11 protein-coding genes are annotated in these 17,565 nt (G+C 64.0%); 6 read left to right on the forward strand and 5 right to left on the reverse strand.

All coding sequences use genetic code 11. The features are described from left to right. Positions 1 to 82: 82 nt before the first annotated feature. Positions 83 to 4,891 (forward strand): NAD-glutamate dehydrogenase, encoded by a 4,809-nt coding sequence (locus BLT09_RS09540; RefSeq protein WP_091592392.1) that lies wholly within the window; start codon positions 83 to 85, stop codon positions 4,889 to 4,891. A 92-nt stretch (positions 4,892 to 4,983) separates the two neighbouring features. Further along, a complete protein-coding gene (locus tag BLT09_RS09545; protein ID WP_091592394.1) occupies positions 4,984 to 6,360 on the forward strand; it encodes an MFS transporter in 1,377 nt (458 codons plus the stop codon). A gap of 155 nt (positions 6,361 to 6,515) precedes the next feature. Here the strand turns inward: BLT09_RS09545 and purH are convergent, their stop codons facing one another. The 4 genes from purH to htpX form a co-directional block, all read right to left on the reverse strand. Beyond that, positions 6,516 to 8,132 (reverse strand): bifunctional phosphoribosylaminoimidazolecarboxamide formyltransferase/IMP cyclohydrolase, encoded by a 1,617-nt coding sequence (gene purH / locus BLT09_RS09550; RefSeq protein ID WP_091592505.1) that lies wholly within the window; start codon positions 8,130 to 8,132, stop codon positions 6,516 to 6,518. A gap of 90 nt (positions 8,133 to 8,222) precedes the next feature. After that, positions 8,223 to 9,947 (reverse strand): heparinase II/III family protein, encoded by a 1,725-nt coding sequence (locus BLT09_RS09555; protein WP_091592396.1) that lies wholly within the window; start codon positions 9,945 to 9,947, stop codon positions 8,223 to 8,225. Between the two features lie 133 nt (positions 9,948 to 10,080). Then, positions 10,081 to 11,481 (reverse strand): RsmB/NOP family class I SAM-dependent RNA methyltransferase, encoded by a 1,401-nt coding sequence (locus tag BLT09_RS09560; protein ID WP_167366381.1) that lies wholly within the window; start codon positions 11,479 to 11,481, stop codon positions 10,081 to 10,083. Continuing rightward, entirely contained in the window at positions 11,472 to 12,485 is a 1,014-nt protein-coding gene (gene htpX / locus BLT09_RS09565; protein ID WP_091592400.1) for a zinc metalloprotease HtpX, read from the reverse strand. Before htpX ends, BLT09_RS09560 begins: the two co-directional genes overlap by 10 nt. A 124-nt stretch (positions 12,486 to 12,609) precedes the next feature. Between htpX and BLT09_RS09570 the strand changes: the two genes are divergently transcribed. Further along, a complete protein-coding gene (locus BLT09_RS09570; protein WP_091592403.1) occupies positions 12,610 to 12,849 on the forward strand; it encodes a DUF1674 domain-containing protein in 240 nt (79 codons plus the stop codon). 180 nt (positions 12,850 to 13,029) lie between these two features. Here BLT09_RS09570 and BLT09_RS09575 read toward each other — a convergent pair whose 3' ends face one another. Beyond that, positions 13,030 to 13,695: an HAD-IA family hydrolase gene (locus tag BLT09_RS09575; RefSeq protein ID WP_091592405.1), complete on the reverse strand. Its 666-nt coding sequence runs from the start codon at positions 13,693 to 13,695 to the stop codon at positions 13,030 to 13,032. A 172-nt stretch (positions 13,696 to 13,867) separates the two neighbouring features. On the opposite strand from BLT09_RS09575, the gene BLT09_RS09580 reads away from it, so the two are divergent. The 3 genes from BLT09_RS09580 (at position 13,868) to BLT09_RS09590 (ending at position 17,550) form a co-directional block, all read left to right on the forward strand. Continuing rightward, entirely contained in the window at positions 13,868 to 14,737 is an 870-nt protein-coding gene (locus BLT09_RS09580; RefSeq protein WP_091592407.1) for a transglutaminase-like domain-containing protein, read from the forward strand. 339 nt (positions 14,738 to 15,076) lie between these two features. Beyond that, complete coding sequence (locus BLT09_RS09585) at positions 15,077 to 16,495, forward strand: pilus assembly protein (RefSeq protein ID WP_091592507.1); 1,419 nt, start codon at positions 15,077 to 15,079, stop codon at positions 16,493 to 16,495. 108 nt (positions 16,496 to 16,603) lie between these two features. After that, positions 16,604 to 17,550 (forward strand): IS630 family transposase gene (locus BLT09_RS09590; protein ID WP_091600579.1). Its coding sequence is split into 2 segments (ribosomal slippage): positions 16,604 to 16,942 and positions 16,945 to 17,550, totalling 945 coding nucleotides; the frame shifts between segments, so codons are not numbered across the junction. Positions 17,551 to 17,565 lie beyond the last annotated feature (15 nt).

Consider the following 17,565-nt stretch of genomic DNA (forward strand, 5'->3'; position numbering starts at 1 on the left):
GCAAGCGGTCAAACCTTTGTCGCCAAATATCGGTCATCTGCTACCATAGTCGCAAAACATATGACGGGAGGGATTTAGCGACATGGCCGGCCTGAAATCTGCAAGCCAGTTGAAAAAGATAAGCACGGCCAAGGGCAGCGAGAAACCCGGCAGGCTTGCCGATTACCTGCTGGCCCGTGCGCCGGCCGAAGATGTCGCCGCCTATGAGGTCACCGCCCTCGAACGCGCCGCCGATCTCGCCGGACGCGCCGTCGCCAGGCACAAGAAGGGCGATTGTGTCGTCGCCATAGAGGTTGATTCCGGTGTCGTGCGCCAGGGCAGGCCGATGACGGTGATCACCGTCGTCAACGACAACATGCCGTTCCTGTTCGATTCCATCCTCGGCGAGATCACCGAGAGCGCTGGCGAACCGCTGCTGGTTACCCATCCGGTCATCGTCGTCAGGCACGGCAAGAGCGGTGTCGACGAAATCCTCGGCGATGGCGGCTTTGTCAAGGGCGATCACAGTCATGAACGGCTGAGCGTCATCCACGTCCATATCGGCCGTGTTTCGTCCGAGCAGGCCGAGGCATTGGCTGACCGGCTGAAGAAAATATTGGGCCAGGTGCGCGCCGCCGTCACCGACTGGAAGCCGATGCTGGCCCGCCTCGACCAGGCAATCTCCGAGTTCCGCTACGCTCCGGTGCCGCTCGACAAGGCCAACGTCGCTCAGGCGATCGCCTTCCTCGAATGGCTGCGCGACGACAATTTCACCTTCCTCGGCATGCGCGAGTTCAAATATACCGGCGGCGAGAAGAGCGGCACCCTGGAGCGCACCGAAAAGCCCGGCCTCGGCATCCTCTCCGATCCCGACGTGCTGGTGCTGCGGCGCGGCACCGAAGCGGTGTCGACGACGCCGGAAATCCGCGCCTTCCTGCACGGGCCGGAGCCGCTGATCGTCACCAAGGCCAACGCCAAATCGACCGTGCATCGCCGCATCTACCTCGATTACATCGGCGTCAAGACCTACACCGCCAAGGGCGTGCTTGCCGGCGAGTTGCGCATCGTCGGCCTGTTCACCTCGACCGCCTACACGCGCTCGGTGATGAAGATCCCTTATCTCAGGTCGAAAGCCGAAACCATCATCGCCAAATCCGGTTTCAACCCTGAAGATCACTCCGGCAAGGCACTGATCAACGTGCTGGAGAGCTATCCGCGCGACGAGCTGTTCCAGGTTCCGGTGCCGATCCTGCGCAAGCACGCCGAAGCCATTCTGGGGTTGATCGAGCGGCCGCGCGTCAGAGCGCTGGTGCGCGCCGATCAGTTCGACCGCTTCGTCTCGGTCCTCGTCTTCGTGCCGCGCGACCGCTACGACAGCGTCGTTCGCGAAAAGATCGGCACCTATCTGAAGACGGTGTTCCAGGGCCGGCTTTCGGCCTACTACCCGGCCTTTCCGGAAGGCGGGCTGGCGCGCGTCCATTTCATCATCGGCCGTTCCGGCGGCAAGACGCCGAAGGTCGACCAGACGACGATCGAGGCGGCGATCCGCGCCATCGTGCGGACCTGGGACGACATTCTGCGCGAGACCGCCGAAGAGACCGGCGCCGACGCGGCGCTCACCGCGATCGCCTCGCGCTTCTCGGGAAGCTATCGCGACAGCTTCTCGCCGGCGGAGGCGTTGGCCGATGCCGGGCGCATCGCCAGGATCAGCGCGGCCAATCCGATCGCCATCGACTACTATCGTCATGCCAACCAGGAACCGCATCAGGCGGCGCTGAAGATTTATCACCATGGCAGCCCGGTGGCGTTGTCGCGGCGGGTGCCGGTGCTGGAGAACATCGGTTTCCGCGTTATCAGCGAGCGCACCTTCGAGGTCGGCGACGAGGCTTCCGGCATGATCGATAGTGATCAGCCGGGCATGGTCTTCATCCACGACATGGAGCTTGAAAACAGCTACGGCAGGCCAATCGACCTAGGTGATCGCGGCGCGCTGTTCGAGGATGCGTTCCTTTCCGTCTGGCGCGGCGACATCGACAATGACGGCTATAACGGCCTTGCCCAGACCGCTGGCCTGTGGTCGAGCGAGATTTCTATCCTGCGCGCCTATGGCCGCTATCTGCAGCAGGCCGGCATTCCGCAGAGCCAGGACTTCATTGCCGCCGCGCTCAACCGCTATCCGGAGATCGCGCGTGGCCTGCATGAGCTGTTCGTCGCCCGCCTCGGACCGACAGCGCAGACGGAAGGGGCGGTCGCGGCCAGGCACCTCAAGGCCAAGATCAGGGATGCGCTGGAAGAGGTTCCCAACATCGACGACGACACCATCATCCGTCGCTACCTCAACCTGATCGAAGCCTCGCTGCGCACCAATCATTTCGTTCCCGATCTGAAGGAGAAGGGCCAGTCGCTGGCGATCAAGCTCGATTCGCAAGCGGTCGACGGCCTGCCGGCGCCGCGGCCATGGCGGGAAATCTTCGTCTACGGCTCCGAGGTCGAGGGCGTGCATCTGCGCTTCGGCCCGGTCGCCCGCGGCGGCCTGCGCTGGTCGGACCGCGCCCAGGACTACCGCACCGAGGTGCTCGGTTTGGTCAAGGCGCAGCAGGTCAAGAATGCCGTGATCGTGCCGGTTGGCGCCAAGGGCGGTTTCTATCCGAAGAAGCTGCCGATGGGCGCCGGCCGCGACGCCATCTTCGAAGCCGGCGCGTCCGCCTACAAGAATTACGTCTCCAGCCTGTTGTCGATCACCGACAATATTGGCCTCGACGGCGTCATTCCGCCGGCCGGTGTGATCAGGCGTGACCAGGACGATCCCTATTTCGTCGTCGCCGCCGACAAGGGCACGGCGACCTTCTCCGACACCGCCAATGCCATCAGCGAGAAGCATGGCTTCTGGCTCGACGACGCCTTCGCCAGCGGCGGCTCGGCCGGCTACGACCACAAGAAGATGGGCATCACCGCCAAGGGCGCCTGGGAAGCAGTCAAGCGGCATTTCCGCGAGATGAACCGCGATATCCAGACCACACCCTTCACCGTTGTCGGCGTCGGCGACATGTCGGGCGACGTGTTCGGCAACGGCATGCTCCTGTCCGAGCAGACCCGGCTGATCGCCGCCTTCGACCATCGTGACATCTTCATCGATCCCGCTCCCGACATGGCGGTTTCGATGGCCGAGCGCCGGCGCATGTTCGCCCTCGCCCGTTCGAGCTGGCAGGACTACGACAAGACAAAACTGTCCGAAGGCGGCATCATCGTCTCGCGCAGCCAGAAATCGATCACCCTGCCGCCGGCCGCGGCCGCGGCAATCGGCCTCGGCAAGACGACCGCCTCGCCGGTCGAGATCATGAGCGCCATCCTCAAGGCGCCGGTCGACCTTTTGTGGTTCGGCGGCATCGGCACCTATCTCAGGGCATCGACGGAAACCAACCAGGACGCTGGCGATCGCGCCAACGATGCCATTCGGGTGACTGCGCTCGAAGTGCGCGCCAAGGTCATCGGCGAGGGCGCCAATCTCGGCGCGACGCAGCGGGCCCGCATCGAGTTCGGGCTGAATGGCGGGCGCTGCAATTCCGACGCCATCGACAATTCGGGCGGCGTCAACTGCTCCGACGTCGAGGTCAACATCAAGATCGCGCTGGCTTCCGCCATGCGCAAGGGGGCGCTGACCCGCCCAGCGCGCAACAAGCTTCTCGCCGAAATGACCGACGAGGTGAGCGCGCTGGTGCTGTCCAACAATTACGAGCAGACGCTGGCGTTGTCCCTTGCCCGCAAGCGCGGCCTTGCCGATATCGCCCATCAGAGCCGTTTCATGGCAGCGCTCGAGGCGCGCGGCCTGCTCGACCGCAATGTCGAAGCTCTGCCGTCGCCGGCAGCCCTTGCCGAGCGCGAGACGCGCGGCGAGCCGCTGACCAGGGCCGAGCTCGGCGTGCTCCTGGCCTACGCCAAGATCGTGCTGTTTTCCGACATCGTCGCCAGCGACGTGCCGGACGATCCGCATTTCGACCGTGACCTGATGGGCTATTTTCCGGACCGTATGACGAAGAAATTCGCGGCCGAAATCCATGGCCATCGCCTGCGCCGCGAAATCATCGCCCGTGTCGTCGCCAACGATCTGGTCAATCGCGGCGGCCCCCCCTTCGTCAACAGGCTGCAGGAAGCAACCGGCCGCAGCACGGCCGACGTGGTCCGGACCTTCGCTGTGGTGCGCGACGGCTTTGGCTTGCCGGCGCTCTATCGCCAGATCGACGCGCTCGACAACCAGATCGACGGACAGGTGCAGCTCGACCTGTATCAGGCGGTCAGCCGCCTCACCTATGTCGCCAGCGGCTGGTATCTCAAGAACGATGCCAGCACCGCTCCGCTCGGCCAACGGATCGCCGAATTGCAGAACGCCCGCAAGGCACTGGAGCCGAAGCTCACTTCGCTGCTTCCGGCGTTCTCGCGCGAGCGGATAGAGGAGCGACGGCATGGTCTGGCCAAGGGCGGCGCACCCGAACAGCTGGCAGAACATCTGGCGCTGACCGACGTGGCCGGCGTCGTGCCTGACATCGCGCTGACGGCCCGAACGGCGAATGCCGACATCATCGCCGCCGCGAAGGCGTTTTTCGCGGTCAGCGATGCCTTCCGCATTCCGCGCGTCGAGGATGCGGCGCGCTCGATCGCGCCGTCCGACTACTACGATCAATTGGCGCTTTTCCGCGCCACCGACACGATCGGCGCAGCCAGGCGCGGCATCGCCGTGGCGGCGCTCACCGGCCATGCCGGGGCGGCGGACCCGGTGGCGGCATGGCTGGAGGCCGGCGGCGAGAGGGTCGGGCGCATCCGCGAGCGGCTGCAGGCGCTGACCGAGGGCGGCGACATCACCGTGTCGCGGCTATCGGTGGCATCGGGGCTGATCAGCGACCTGACGGCGCTGTGAGAAGTCTTCTACATCGCGCGCGATTGCCGGCAGGAACTGCGCTATAGAGCGAAACAGTTCCCCGCTTCGGGGCACCGTTCGTGGGAGGGGATATGGCCGAAGTAGCAGTGCAGCGGGCGTCGGGACGCGGCATCTGGGGTTGGATGCTGTTCGACTGGGCAGCGCAGCCGCTCTTCACGGTTATCACCACTTTTATCTTCGGCCCCTATTTCGTCTCGCGCATGGCAAGCAATCCAGTCATGGGTCAGGCAGCCTGGGGCTATGGCATTGCCGCCGCGGGACTAGTCATAGCTGTTCTGTCGCCGATCCTCGGCTCGATCGCCGACCAAACTGGCCCTCGCAAACCTTGGATCGGCTTTTTCGCAGTGATCCAGATAACTAGCCTGTGCATGCTGTGGTTCGCCGCCCCCGGTTCGAACGTTTTCCTGGTCGTGCTGTTTTTCTCGCTGGCTTCGGTAGCGGCGGAATTCTCGACGGTGTTCAACGATTCGATGATGCCGCGTCTAATGCCGAAGAGTGAAATCGGCCGCATCTCCAACATCGCCATGGGCCTTGGCTATCTTGGCGGCATGATCGCGCTGATCTTCGTGGTCTTGTTCATGGCCGGTTCGCCAGACACCGGCAAGACGATCCTCGGCCTCAGCCCCGTCCTTGGCCTCGACCCGCGACTCGGCGAAGACGCGCGGGCAAGCGGACCAATGTCAGCGGCGTGGTATCTCCTGTTCATCCTGCCGATGTTCTTCTTCACGCCCGATGCCATGAAAGGCATCCCCTTTCGGCCGGCGGTGCGGGAGGGCCTTTCGGAATTGAAGTCGACGCTGGCCGAAGTACGCAAGCGCAGCGGCATCTTCCGCTTTCTCGTCGCCCGCATGATCTATCAGGACGGCGTCAATGCGCTTCTGGCGCTCGGCGGTACGTTCGCGGCGGCAATGTTTCTCTGGTCGATTCCCGAGATCGGCCTGTTCGGTATCATCCTCAATATCGTTGCCATCATCGGCTGTCTTGTTGCCGCCCGTCTCGACACGGTGCTCGGCTCCAAGGGTGTGGTCATGATCGCGCTTGTCATGTTGTCGGTCGCCACGATCGGCATCGTCTCGACCGGGCCAGGCTTCACGCTGTTCGGAGCGCTGCCGCTGTCCACCGCCGATTCGGGTGGCATGTTCGGCACGGCGGCGGAAAAGGCCTACATTCTTTACGGCTTGCTGATCGGACTAGCCTTCGGACCGGTCCAGGCGTCGTCACGCTCTTACATGGCGCGCAGCGTCACCCCAGCCGAGTCGGGCCGCTATTTCGGCCTCTATGCGCTGGCCGGACGGGCTACGAGTTTTCTCGCTCCATTCATGGTGGCGACCATCACCGCCGCCAGTGGATCGGCGCGCCTCGGCATGGCGGCTATCATCCTGTTCCTCGGCGTTGGCCTGGCGATCCTGGTCCGCACGCCGTATCCGGCGGACCAGCCGGCGGAGTAGGAGCGCCTTTTCCTTCTTGTGGGAGAAGGTGTCGCCGAAGGCGACGGACGAGGGGTGCTCCAGCTGGCACCAAAAGCACTCCGTCCAGCACCCCTCAACCGTCTTGGCGCTGCGCGCCAATCCACCTTCACAAGAAGGGGAGAAGGCAAGAGGCGCTAATGCCTGAAATGCCTGACGCCAGTAAACACCATGGCGATGCCGTGGGCGTCGGCGGCGGCGATGACATCGTCGTCACGCATCGAGCCGCCCGGCTGGATGACCGCGGTGGCGCCGGCTTCGATCGCAGACAAAAGCCCGTCGGCGAACGGGAAAAAGGCATCCGATGCGACGACAGAATTCTTGGTCAGCGGCTCGGCCAGGCCGGCTGCCTCGGCCGCGTCGAGCGCCTTGCGCGCGGCGATGCGCGAGGAATCGACGCGGCTCATCTGGCCGGCGCCGATGCCGACGGTGGCACCGTCCCTGACATAGACGATGGCGTTCGACTTGATGTGCTTTGCGACGCGGAAAGCGAATTTGAGATCGGCCATTTCGGCCGGCGTCGGCGCGCGCCGGGTCACGACTTTCAGGTCGAGGTCGTCGACCACCGCATTGTCGCGGCCCTGGACGAGCAACCCGCCGGAAACGGATTTCACAGTGGAGCTGGCCGCGCGCGGATCGGGCAAGCCGCCGGTGACCAGCAAGCGCAGGTTCTTCTTGGCGGCGACGATGCGGATTGCTTCGTCCGAGGCGCCCGGCGCGATGATGACCTCGGTGAAGGTTTTGACGATCTCTTCGGCTGCCTCGGCATCGAGGGTGCGGTTCATCGCGACAATGCCGCCAAAGGCCGACACCGGATCGCAGGCAAGCGCTTTGGCATAGGCCGCCTTCAGCGAAGCGCCCTCAGCGACGCCGCATGGGTTGGCGTGCTTGATGATGGCGACGGTGGCGGAGCGCGCCGGATCGAACTCGCCGACCAGTTCGAAGGCGGCGTCGGTGTCGTTGATGTTGTTGTAGGAAAGCTGCTTGCCTTGAAGCTGGCGCGCCGTCGCGACGCCCGGTCGCTTGTCGCCATCGACGTAGAAGCCGGCGCTCTGGTGCGGGTTCTCGCCGTAGCGCATCACCTGGTCGAGCCTGCCGCCGAAGGCGCGCCAGGTGGGATGCTCGATCTCCAGCGCTTCGGCGAACCAGCCGGAAATCGCCGCATCATAGGTCGCGGTGCGGGCGAAGGCCTTGGCCGCCAGCTTCTTGCGGAAATCCAGCGAGAGCGAGCCGAAATTCATCTCCAGCGCGTTGAGCACCGAGGCATAGTCCTCGGGATCGGTGACGATGGCGACATAGGCGTGGTTCTTGGCGGCGGCGCGGATCATCGCCGGGCCGCCTATGTCGATGTTCTCGACGATCGACGCGTAAGCGGCGCCGGAGCGGCGGACATCCTCGAAAGGGTAGAGATTGGAGACGACGAGATCGATTGGCTCGATGCCATGATCGCGCATCGCCGCGACGTGTTCGGGATCGTCGCGCACGCCGAGCAACGCGCCATGCACGGACGGATGCAGGGTCTTGACGCGGCCGTCCATGATCTCGGGAAAGCCGGTGAGTTCGGAGACGTCGCGCACAGCCAAGCCTGCCTCGGCGATCGCCTTTGCCGTGCCGCCGGTGGAGACCAGCTCGACGCCGGCAGCGGCCAGCGCCCTGGCGAAATCGATGAGCCCGGTCTTGTCGAAAACGGAAAGCAGCGCGCGACGAACGGGAACGAGGTCGGGCGCGGGAATGTTCTTGGCGGCGACGGCCATGGGCTGGCGGCCTTTCACGGCTGGTTGGGACAGTGTCCGCGCGCCGTAGCACATGAGGCCTGGAAATCAAACTGCGGGGCTACCGCAGTCTCAGCTTTTTGCCGGATGACCGGCGATGGCCGTCCGTGTCAGTTGCCAATGGACTTCGGAAATCTCTGACGCCTTGAAGGCCAGCACGATCTGCCGGCTGCGGCGCGGGCCGCCAAGGCCGGCGAAATAGATGGATTCCTCGACCTCGGGCGCCACCTCGGTGCAGGTGAACACCCATGTGTCGGCTTCATCGGCGGTCAGCACCAGACGATCGTGCTCGTCCTTGAGCAGGCCTATGTCGGGATGGATGTGGAAGCGCACGGTAACGAAATCGCGGCCGTTGTTGCGGATCGCAGCATTGCCCGGCCGCAGAAGGCGATCCCTGCCGGCGAGCACATTGCCGTTCGTCGACAATTTCAGTTCGCGCTCATGCAGCAAGCCGAAGCGCGCGACATAGCCGTCATGGCGAGCCAGAAAACCCTGGCTGCCTTGCTGGTCGGTGCGCTTGCAAGGCACATGCTGCGGGCCGCCGATCAGCGGCGTGCCGAGCAGATCGTTGACGCGCAGCGAGTGGCTGAAACGCGCCGACGAGGTGTCGTTGATGGTGGCGGTCGAATGGGCGGCCGTGGCGCGGGCAAGCGGCCGGAATTCGGCAGCGCCATAGGTGTCCACGCCGGCATTGACAATATAGTGGCGGCGGCCGGAAGACAGCTCGAAGGAAAGGCATCCGGCGTGCGCCGCGTTGGAAACATCGATGCGCGGTGGCGGGCCGGTATCGGCGATCACGGTGACGCCGCCCATGGAGAGGCGCTCGTAGCCCGAATGCGGTGCGTGCAGCAACGGCGCGCCGGCGGTGTCGTCGTGGCGCAGAATGGTGGCGATGCGGTTGTGGATGGTCGCGCCCATGCCGTTGAAGCGGGCGAGGCTGCCGTCCTGGTGGCGAAAGAAACGCAGCGCCGGCAGCATGCGATCGATGGCGCCCATCAGCGCCGCCGGCGGCGTTTCGGCCTGATTGGCATAAGTCTGGCGCAGCGGCAGAAGGTCGGCGAGGATTTCAAGCACGGCCATCGGATTGCGGGAAATATGGCCGCCATCCGGCAGAATCTGACGGTCGAGCTCCTCGGCGAGGTTGCGGGTCGCGCCGCGCAGCGCCGACGCCGGCGCCGGTAGCGACAGAGCGGCAAAGGCAAGCGCTATGCGGGCGCGCAGCCTGTCCTTGCCGTCCGGCATCTCGCGTGCCATCGCCCTGAGATAGCGGATCTGCATGGCCAGCGATTTCAGGAAGGCCCGGTAGAAGGGAAATTCAGCACCCTGCAGCACCACCGAGGAATGCTGCAGCCAGGCAATGACGCGCTTGGCCGTCGTGCCGGGCTCCCAGGCGACACCGGAAATATTGCTGCCATGGATGGTGATCCAGTCGGAGACCAGCGCGCGGGCATTGGCGGCGGCAAGCTCGGTGCCGGCGGCGCGCATATGGCGCAGCCAGCGAAAGCCGTGCAGGGCCTTTTGCCAGCCGGGATTGGCCACCGCGATCTGGAAGGGCGACTTGCCGCCGGTTTCGACCAGATGTCCCGACAGCGGATAGCGGCCATAATAAATCTCGAGCGCGATCTGCCGGTCGGCCAGGCGCAGGTCCGGCGGCGCGATCAACACCCGTTCCGGTGTGCGGCCGGAGTAGCGCCAGCGATGGATCGGCCCGCCACGCAGGCGCCGGCGCGTCTTGCGCCAAAACTCCTTCGCGACAAGCGTCCATAGACGCGTCGTGCTGCCGGCAGCGATCGCCAAAAGCCCTCCTCGTAGCGCCCAATCCGAAGACAAGCTTATGTGATTCAAGAACTTATGCGAAGGCGAATTCCACGGAGGCCTTGGAATTCAGCCTGTTTTCCGCAGGATTCTTCCTAAAACAGTCTTCAAACTTTCAGCGTTGGCCGGCTCTGCGCATGCGGGCGGCGAAGAAGCCATCCAGGCCGGACCGTTCCGGTGAGCCGAGCTCCAGATCTGCGGGCGTGGTGCGCAGCGTGCCCTGCGGCGTCAGGAACGGATCGATGCCGGCGATCTCGCCCGGGCGGAGCGGATCGTCGACAATGTCAGCCGTCCCGGCGAGGAAGGCGCGGTGAAGCGCCTCGCCTTCGAGCGGGTCGAGCGAGCAGTTGGAAAAGACGATGCGCCCGCCAGGCCTGACCAGGCTGACGGCGCGGGCGAGCAGCCTGCGTTGCAGATCGGCGAGTTTTTCGATGTCGGCCGCCGTCTTCGTCCAGGGCACGTCGGGATGCCGCCGCACCGTGCCGGTCGAGGAGCAGGGCGCGTCGAGGAGGACGGCGTCGAACAGTTGTTCCGGCTCGTATTTGAGCAGATCGGCCTGGACAATTTCTGCGGACAAACCGAGCCGTTCGAGATTTTGCGAGAGCCGCGCCAACCGGTTCTTCGAGGAATCGATCGCGGTGACCGTGGCGCCGCCGAGAATGAGCTGAGCGGTCTTGCCGCCGGGGGCGGCGCAGAGATCGGCGACGCGCAAACCCCTCACGTCGCCGAAAAGCCGGGCCGGAAGGCTGGCGGCGGCATCCTGGACCCACCAGGCGCCGTCTTCGAAGCCGGGCAGTTCAGTAACCGAGGCGCTGAGTTTCTCCACGCGCACAGTGCCGGTCGGCAGCACGATGCCGCCGAGCCGCTCGGCCCACAGCGCAGGATCGGTCTTGACCGTGAAGTCTACCGGCGCCTCGTATCTGTGGGCGGCGAGGATTTGCCTGGCTTTCTCAGTGCCATAGGCGGCTTTCAGCCGGTCGGAAAACCATTTCGGCGCTTCGTCGGTGGCGGCAAGCGCTGCAGCGAGTTCGGCCTGCTTGGATCGCGCCAGCGTGCGCAGCACGCCATTGACGAGACCGGAGAAGCGCACCGTGCGCGGATCGGACTTGGCGTGGGTCACGGCAAGGTCGACTGCGGCGCTGTCGGGAACATCGAGGAACAGGATCTGCGCCGCTGCTATATGCAGGATATGCGAAAGCGCGGTGGCGTTGGGTGGCAGCGGCTTTTCCAGGCGGCGGGCCAGCAACCCTGATATGGTCATGCGGAAGCGCAGCGCAGTGACCAGTATGGCGCGCACCAGCGCCCGGTCACGCAGATCGAGCGCCTTGTATTGCGGATGGCCGTTCTCGTGGTCGGTCAGCCCGTCCAGCGGCGTCCTCGCATCGATGACGGCGGCCAGCAATCGTGCCGCGGCCTTGCGCGCGGCCAGGCCCGCAACAGGTTCGCCGGGGCTCGCTGCATTGTTTTCATGATCGCCTGAAATTCGGTGCCGGCGTTTCGCTTCGCTCACGACCACGGACCCTTGGGTCCGGTCGGATTGCGGCCCCAGGGATTGGACTTCGGCCTGGCCGGTTCAGCCGGCTGCTCAGCTTTCTCCCACGGGCCCGATGGCCGCTGTTCGTCTGCCTGCCGCGGCATCGGCGTTTGCGGCCGCGCGGAGGCGGATGCGCCACCGGCCATGTCCTGCGCCATCGCCTGCAGGGCGGCGATGCGGTTGTCGGTGCTCGGGTGGGTCGAAAACAGGCTGTCCATGCGCTCGCCGGAAAGAGGATTGATGATGAAGAGGTGGGCAGTTGCCGGATTGCGCTCGGCATCCGGGTTGCGGATGCGTTCGGCGCCGCGAGCGATCTTGTCAAGGGCCGAGGCAAGCCAGAGCGGCTGTCCACAGATCTCGGCGCCGCGCCGGTCGGCCTCGTATTCGCGGGTGCGGCTGACCGCCATCTGCACGATCATCGCGGCAAAGGGCGCCACGATCATCGCCACCAGCACACCGATAATGCCAAGGGAATTGTTGTTGTCGCGGTTGCCGCCGAAAAAGAAGGCGAAATTGCCGAGCATCGAGATCGCGCCGGCAAGCGTGGCGACGATCGTCATGGTCAGCGTGTCGCGGTGCTGCACATGGGCGAGCTCGTGCGCCATCACCGCCGCGACTTCCTCGTGCGATAGTTGCTGCAACAGTCCGGTGGTGGCGGCGACCGCGGCATTCTGCGGGTTGCGGCCGGTGGCGAAAGCGTTGGGCTGCGGGTTGTCGATCAGATAGGTTTTCGGCATCGGCAGGCCGGCCTGTCTGGCGAGGCTCTGCACGATGGCGTAATATTCCGGGGCGTTCCTTTCGTCGACCTCGACGGCGCGGTTCATCGACAGCACCATCTTGTCGGCGTTCCAATAGCTGAACAGGTTCATCGCGGCGGCAATCAGCAAGGCGATCACCATGCCGCCCGATCCGCCGATCAGATAGCCGACGCCCATGAACAGCGCGGTCATCGCTGCCAAAAGCATGGCGGTGCGAAGTGTGTTCATTGTCTGCTCCGTTTCTGCCGGCCTTCCGGAAAAAGGGTCGATCCTTGTTGGCTCATCGCTATATGATGGGAAACGTGTGGCCCTGTTTCAATTGGGGCCGTGTTTCAATCGCCGGGAATATCGCATGATCGACGAAACCAATAAAACAGGCGAAACCAGCAATGCAGACGCCGGCCCCGGTCGCGACGCGCCGCAAAGGACGCTGACATCGGCAGCCCGCCGCGCTTTGGCGGAAGCGGAAGCACGGCGCGAACACTATCGCCAGCAGGAAGCCGCGATGCCCCGGGAACTCGGCGGCCGTGGCGGCAGGGAACCCGGCCGCTATGGCGATTGGGAAGTGAAGGGCCTGACCAGCGATTTCTAAGGGCCAGCGATTTCTAAGGGTATGTCGATATTCAGGTGATGCCGGCCTGCGAACAGCGGATTCCTGCGCTTCTCACGGACCTGAAAGTCCGCTCCGTTCCGGTTCTCGGAACCTACCTAGTCTGGTCGCTTCGCGCCCGTCTTCGACTCCGGCTCGGCCTGACCTGAATCTCAACATACCCTAAGCCGCAGCGCGCTCCGCGCCGAGGACAATCCAGCCGCGGTCGTCGACGGTGACGCCGATCCCCTCATAACCGGCGATCGCAGCATGCGGCGTTTGCAACGGATGCTGGTGCGTGGCGCTGATGACCACGACGGTGGCTCCCGCGGCCTCGGCCGCCGCTATCCCGGCGGGCGCATCTTCGAAAACGAGGCAGTCGCGCGCGTCGACGCCCAGCCGCTCGGCCGCCAGCCGGAAGCAATCCGGCGCCGGCTTGCCGCGGGAAACGTCCTCGGCCGCGACAAGGGTGGCGGGAAGCGGGATGCCGGCGGCGGCGATGCGCAGCACAGCCAGCTCGCGCGGCGCCGAAGTGACGATTGCCCAGCGATCGGGTGGCAGCGACGCCAGAAACGCCGCGGCGCCGGCGATCGGAAGGATGCCGTCGATATCGGCCACCTCGGCCTGCAGAAGCGCATCGGCTTCACGCATCGGGTCAACGCCTGGAAGCGCCAGCCGAGCGATGGTCTCGATCGCCCGCACGCCGTGGATCGTTGGCAGGAACGCGGCAACGTCGAGATCTTGCCGGCGTGCCCAATCTGCCCAGACCCTTTCTGCCGCGGCAATCGAATTGACCACCGTGCCGTCCATGTCGAACAGCAAGGCTGCGAATTTTCTGCCTGCGAACATCTGCTATCCCAAGTTGTTTCGGAAGGAACCAAAGCCTGTCGATCGACCGTAACGTCGCACCGGCGGCATGGGAAGGCACGAGATCGCCTTTTTCGACAGACCAGGGAACCACGGCCGGCCATCTCGCGTTAATCCAATCGCCTTCCACGACACTCACAAGAGGGGAACCGCAATGCTGATTCGGCTCGGCTACGAAATCGCCATCGACTGTGCTGAATCCACCCCGGTGATTTCGCTGCTCGAGATCCACAAGCAGCGCCAGGCCGACATCAAGCGGCAGACGCGCGTGCTGACCTCGCCCTCCGTCCCAACCAGGCTCTATCACGATCTTTATGGCAACACCTGCCGCCGCTTCACCGCGCCTGGCGGAGGCTTTCGCATTCTTTACGACGCCGTCATCGAGGACAGCGGCGAGACCGACGAGGTCAACACGCTGGCCAGGGAAGTGCCGGTGGCGGAGTTGCCCGACGAGGTGCTCTGTTATCTGCTCGGCAGTCGCTATTGCGAAACCGATCATCTCAGCGATCTGGCCTGGCAGGTTTTCGGGCCTGTTCCATCCGGCTGGGCCCGGGTGCAGGCGATCGTCGACTATGTCCACAACCGTCTGTCGTTCGGCTACGGCTATGCGCGCCCGACCCGCACGGCGGCGCAGGCGCATGAGGAGCGCGTCGGCGTCTGCCGCGACTTCGCTCATCTGGCGATCACGCTCTGCCGCTGCATGAACATCCCAGCCCGCTACGTGAACGGTTATCTCGGCGACATCGGCGTGCCGGTCGACCCGGCACCGATGGATTTTTCGGCGTGGCTGGAAGTGTTCCTCGAAGGCAAGTGGTACACGTTCGACCCCCGCCACAACATGCCGAGGATCGGCCGCGTCGTCATCGCGCGCGGCCGCGACGCGACCGACGTGCCGCTGCTGCACAGTTTCGGCCCGCACCGGCTCAGCCTGTTCAAGATCTGGACCTACGAGCAGGAAAGCAATCTGTTCAACCCGCCTCATCGCGGCGTCGACAGGACGGCCAGCGCGCAGATGCTGGCATAGAAGCGCGCAAGCGCGAACGGCGCGTCCGGCGGTTACGATCATCGGCTGTCCTACGGATATGATGCGCCTGATCCGCTTCGGCACAGACCCTCTGTGCCGGATCGGGATCGGGCTGTTGTGCTCCACGGCAGCGGTCGGGATCATGGTAAGCGCTTAGTAAACGAAACTGCCGCAGCGGCTTGTCGTTTACCATTTGTTTACATTGCCGCATTTCGAAACCAAGCAAAAACAATGGCTTGACGATGAGCCGCCGGCTTTTGCTGCGATGACGACGCCGTCCGGCCGGAATCCTGCAATGCGGCCTTCACACGGCTCGAGTCGTGGCGAATGGAGGCGAGCATGCGGCGTTTTGGGGGTCTTGTTCACGCGATCGGCGGCTTTGCCGGAGATCGAAGCGGAAATTTAGCGGTTCTGTTCGGCATGGCCGCGTCGGTGCTGGCGCTTGGCGTCGGCTTTGCCGTCAATGTTTCGCAGCTCTACAACACCAAATCGAGCTTGCAGGGCGTGGTCGATGCGGCGGTGACCTCGACGGCACGCGACCTGACCACCGGCGTCATCAACGAGGCCGACGCCAACAAGTCGGTGCAGGCGTTTCTCGATGCCAACAGCCGAGCGGGCATGCTGCAGGCTGATCGGATCGTCCTCGACAAATTGACCATCGACAGGACCGCCAACACGGTTCAGGCGGACGTGCATGTCAATGTCGGCCTTTATTTTCCGATCTTCGGCATGGGCGATATGCAGCGTGTCACGGTATCGACGACAGCACTCTATTCGGACAGGCAGATTGAAGTGGCCATGATGCTCGACGTGACCGGATCGATGGAGGAAAGCTGGTATAAGAAGACCGACAAAATTGGCGACCTGCGGGACGCGGCTTCAGGAGCCGTGGAAGACCTGCTCAAATGGAACCGCGACGAGAACAATCCCCGCGTACGCATCGCCATCGTTCCCTACGCCGAAGCCGTCAACACAGGCGGTCTGGCCAGCGCGGTATTCGTCGAGACGAGATATGGATCAAAGGTGCCGCCCCCGATCGATGCTCCGGTCTCGGTGTCCTTGACATTGGCGTCCGATAAATGTGCCACTGAACGCAAGGACAGGGATGGTTACGCCGATTATTCGGCCGACGGCCCTTACACGCCGCGCCTGGACAACAATGGCAAAACCTATCTGGCCAAAGTCAATCGGGACTACAATATGCGGAGCTGCCCGTCCGCCGAGCTCATCCCCCTGACCGCCGACAAAGACAAACTGCTCAACACAATCGCGGATTTCAGGGCGGATGGCGTGACGGCCGGCGGTATCGCCGCGCAATGGGGCTATTACATGCTTTCGCCGTCGTGGCGCTCGGCAATTGCCGATGCCGGTCTGGGTGCCGGCCCCGCCAATTTCGACAAAAGAAGGGTGGCCAAGATCGCCATCCTGATGACCGACGGCCAATTCAACACTGCTTTTGCCAAGGGACCCGGTGCGCCCAGCTCGCAGGGTCAGGGCCAGACCTCGCGAAAGAATGCCGAAGCCATCTGCGCCAACATGAAGCGCGATTGGATTGAGATATTCACGATCGGCTTCGACCTGAACGATCCGACCATGACGGCGACCGAGCGAGATCAGGCAAAGAGCGTCCTCAAGAATTGCTCTACAGCGGACACGTCCTCGCTGAAGCACTACTACGAGGCCGCCACCGGCACGGAACTGGCCGCTGCCTTCTACGAGATCAGCAAGAATATCGAGAAGCTTGCCATCAAACGCTGATCTTCCCCGACGGCTAGAGCGGGATGAATTGAGTCTGAATCGAAAGGGGATTCCCGAAGGCGAGCAAATCTGATTCAACCTGCTGGCTGGGTCAGGAGGCCGGCATGGATGGGCAAGCCTTACTCGATGGATCTTCGCACGCGGGTGGTAGCGTCGGTTGAGCAGGAGGGCCTGTCGCGACGTCAGGCGGCAGAGCGCTACGGGGTTGGAATCAGCACGGTCATCCGATGGGTGCGCCGCTTGCGCGAGACGAACAAGCTGACACCTGGCAAGATGGGTGGGCACAGACCGAAGAAGATTGCCGGAGAGCATCGGGAGTGGCTGTTGGTACGCTGCCGGGCGGCGGAGTTCACGCTGCGCGGTCTTGTGGCCGAGCTTGGCGATCACGGCCTGAAGGTCGATTACCGCTCGGTATGGGAGTTCGTTCACGCCGAGAAGCTCAGTCACAAAAAAAGACGCTGATCGCGGCTGAGCAGGATCGCCCCGATGTGGCGCGCCGGCGGGTCCAGTGGGCAAAGTATCAGGACCGCATCGATCCTTCCCGCCTGGTGTTCATCGACGAGACCTGGACCAAGACCAATATGGCGCCGCTCAGAGGATGGGCGCCGCGCGGCGAGAGGATCAAGGCCAAGGTGCCGCACGGTCATTGGAAGACCATGACCTTCTTGGCGGCACTGCGCCACGACCGTGTCGATGCACCATGGCTGATCGACGGACCGATCAACGGCGAGCGTTTCCAGCTCTATGTCGACAAGGTTCTCGTCCCCACCCTCAAGCCCGGTGACATCGTCATCATGGACAATCTCGGTTCGCACAAGGGCAAGGCTGTGCGCCGTGCCATCCGCTCGGCCGGCGCCAGGCTGTTCTTGCTGCCCAAATACTCCCCCGACCTCAACCCTATTGAGAAATTCTTCGCCAAGCTCAAGCATTGGCTGCGCAAGGCTGCCAGGCGAACGGTCGAGACCGTCTGTGACGCCATCGGCCAAATCCTCGGCACTGTCACGTCAACCGAATGCAGAAATTACTTCATCGAGGCCGGCTATGCGCCAACCTAAATTCATCCCGCTCTA

Source organism: Mesorhizobium muleiense (assembly GCF_900099905.1).
Classification (GTDB): domain Bacteria; phylum Pseudomonadota; class Alphaproteobacteria; order Rhizobiales; family Rhizobiaceae; genus Mesorhizobium; species Mesorhizobium muleiense.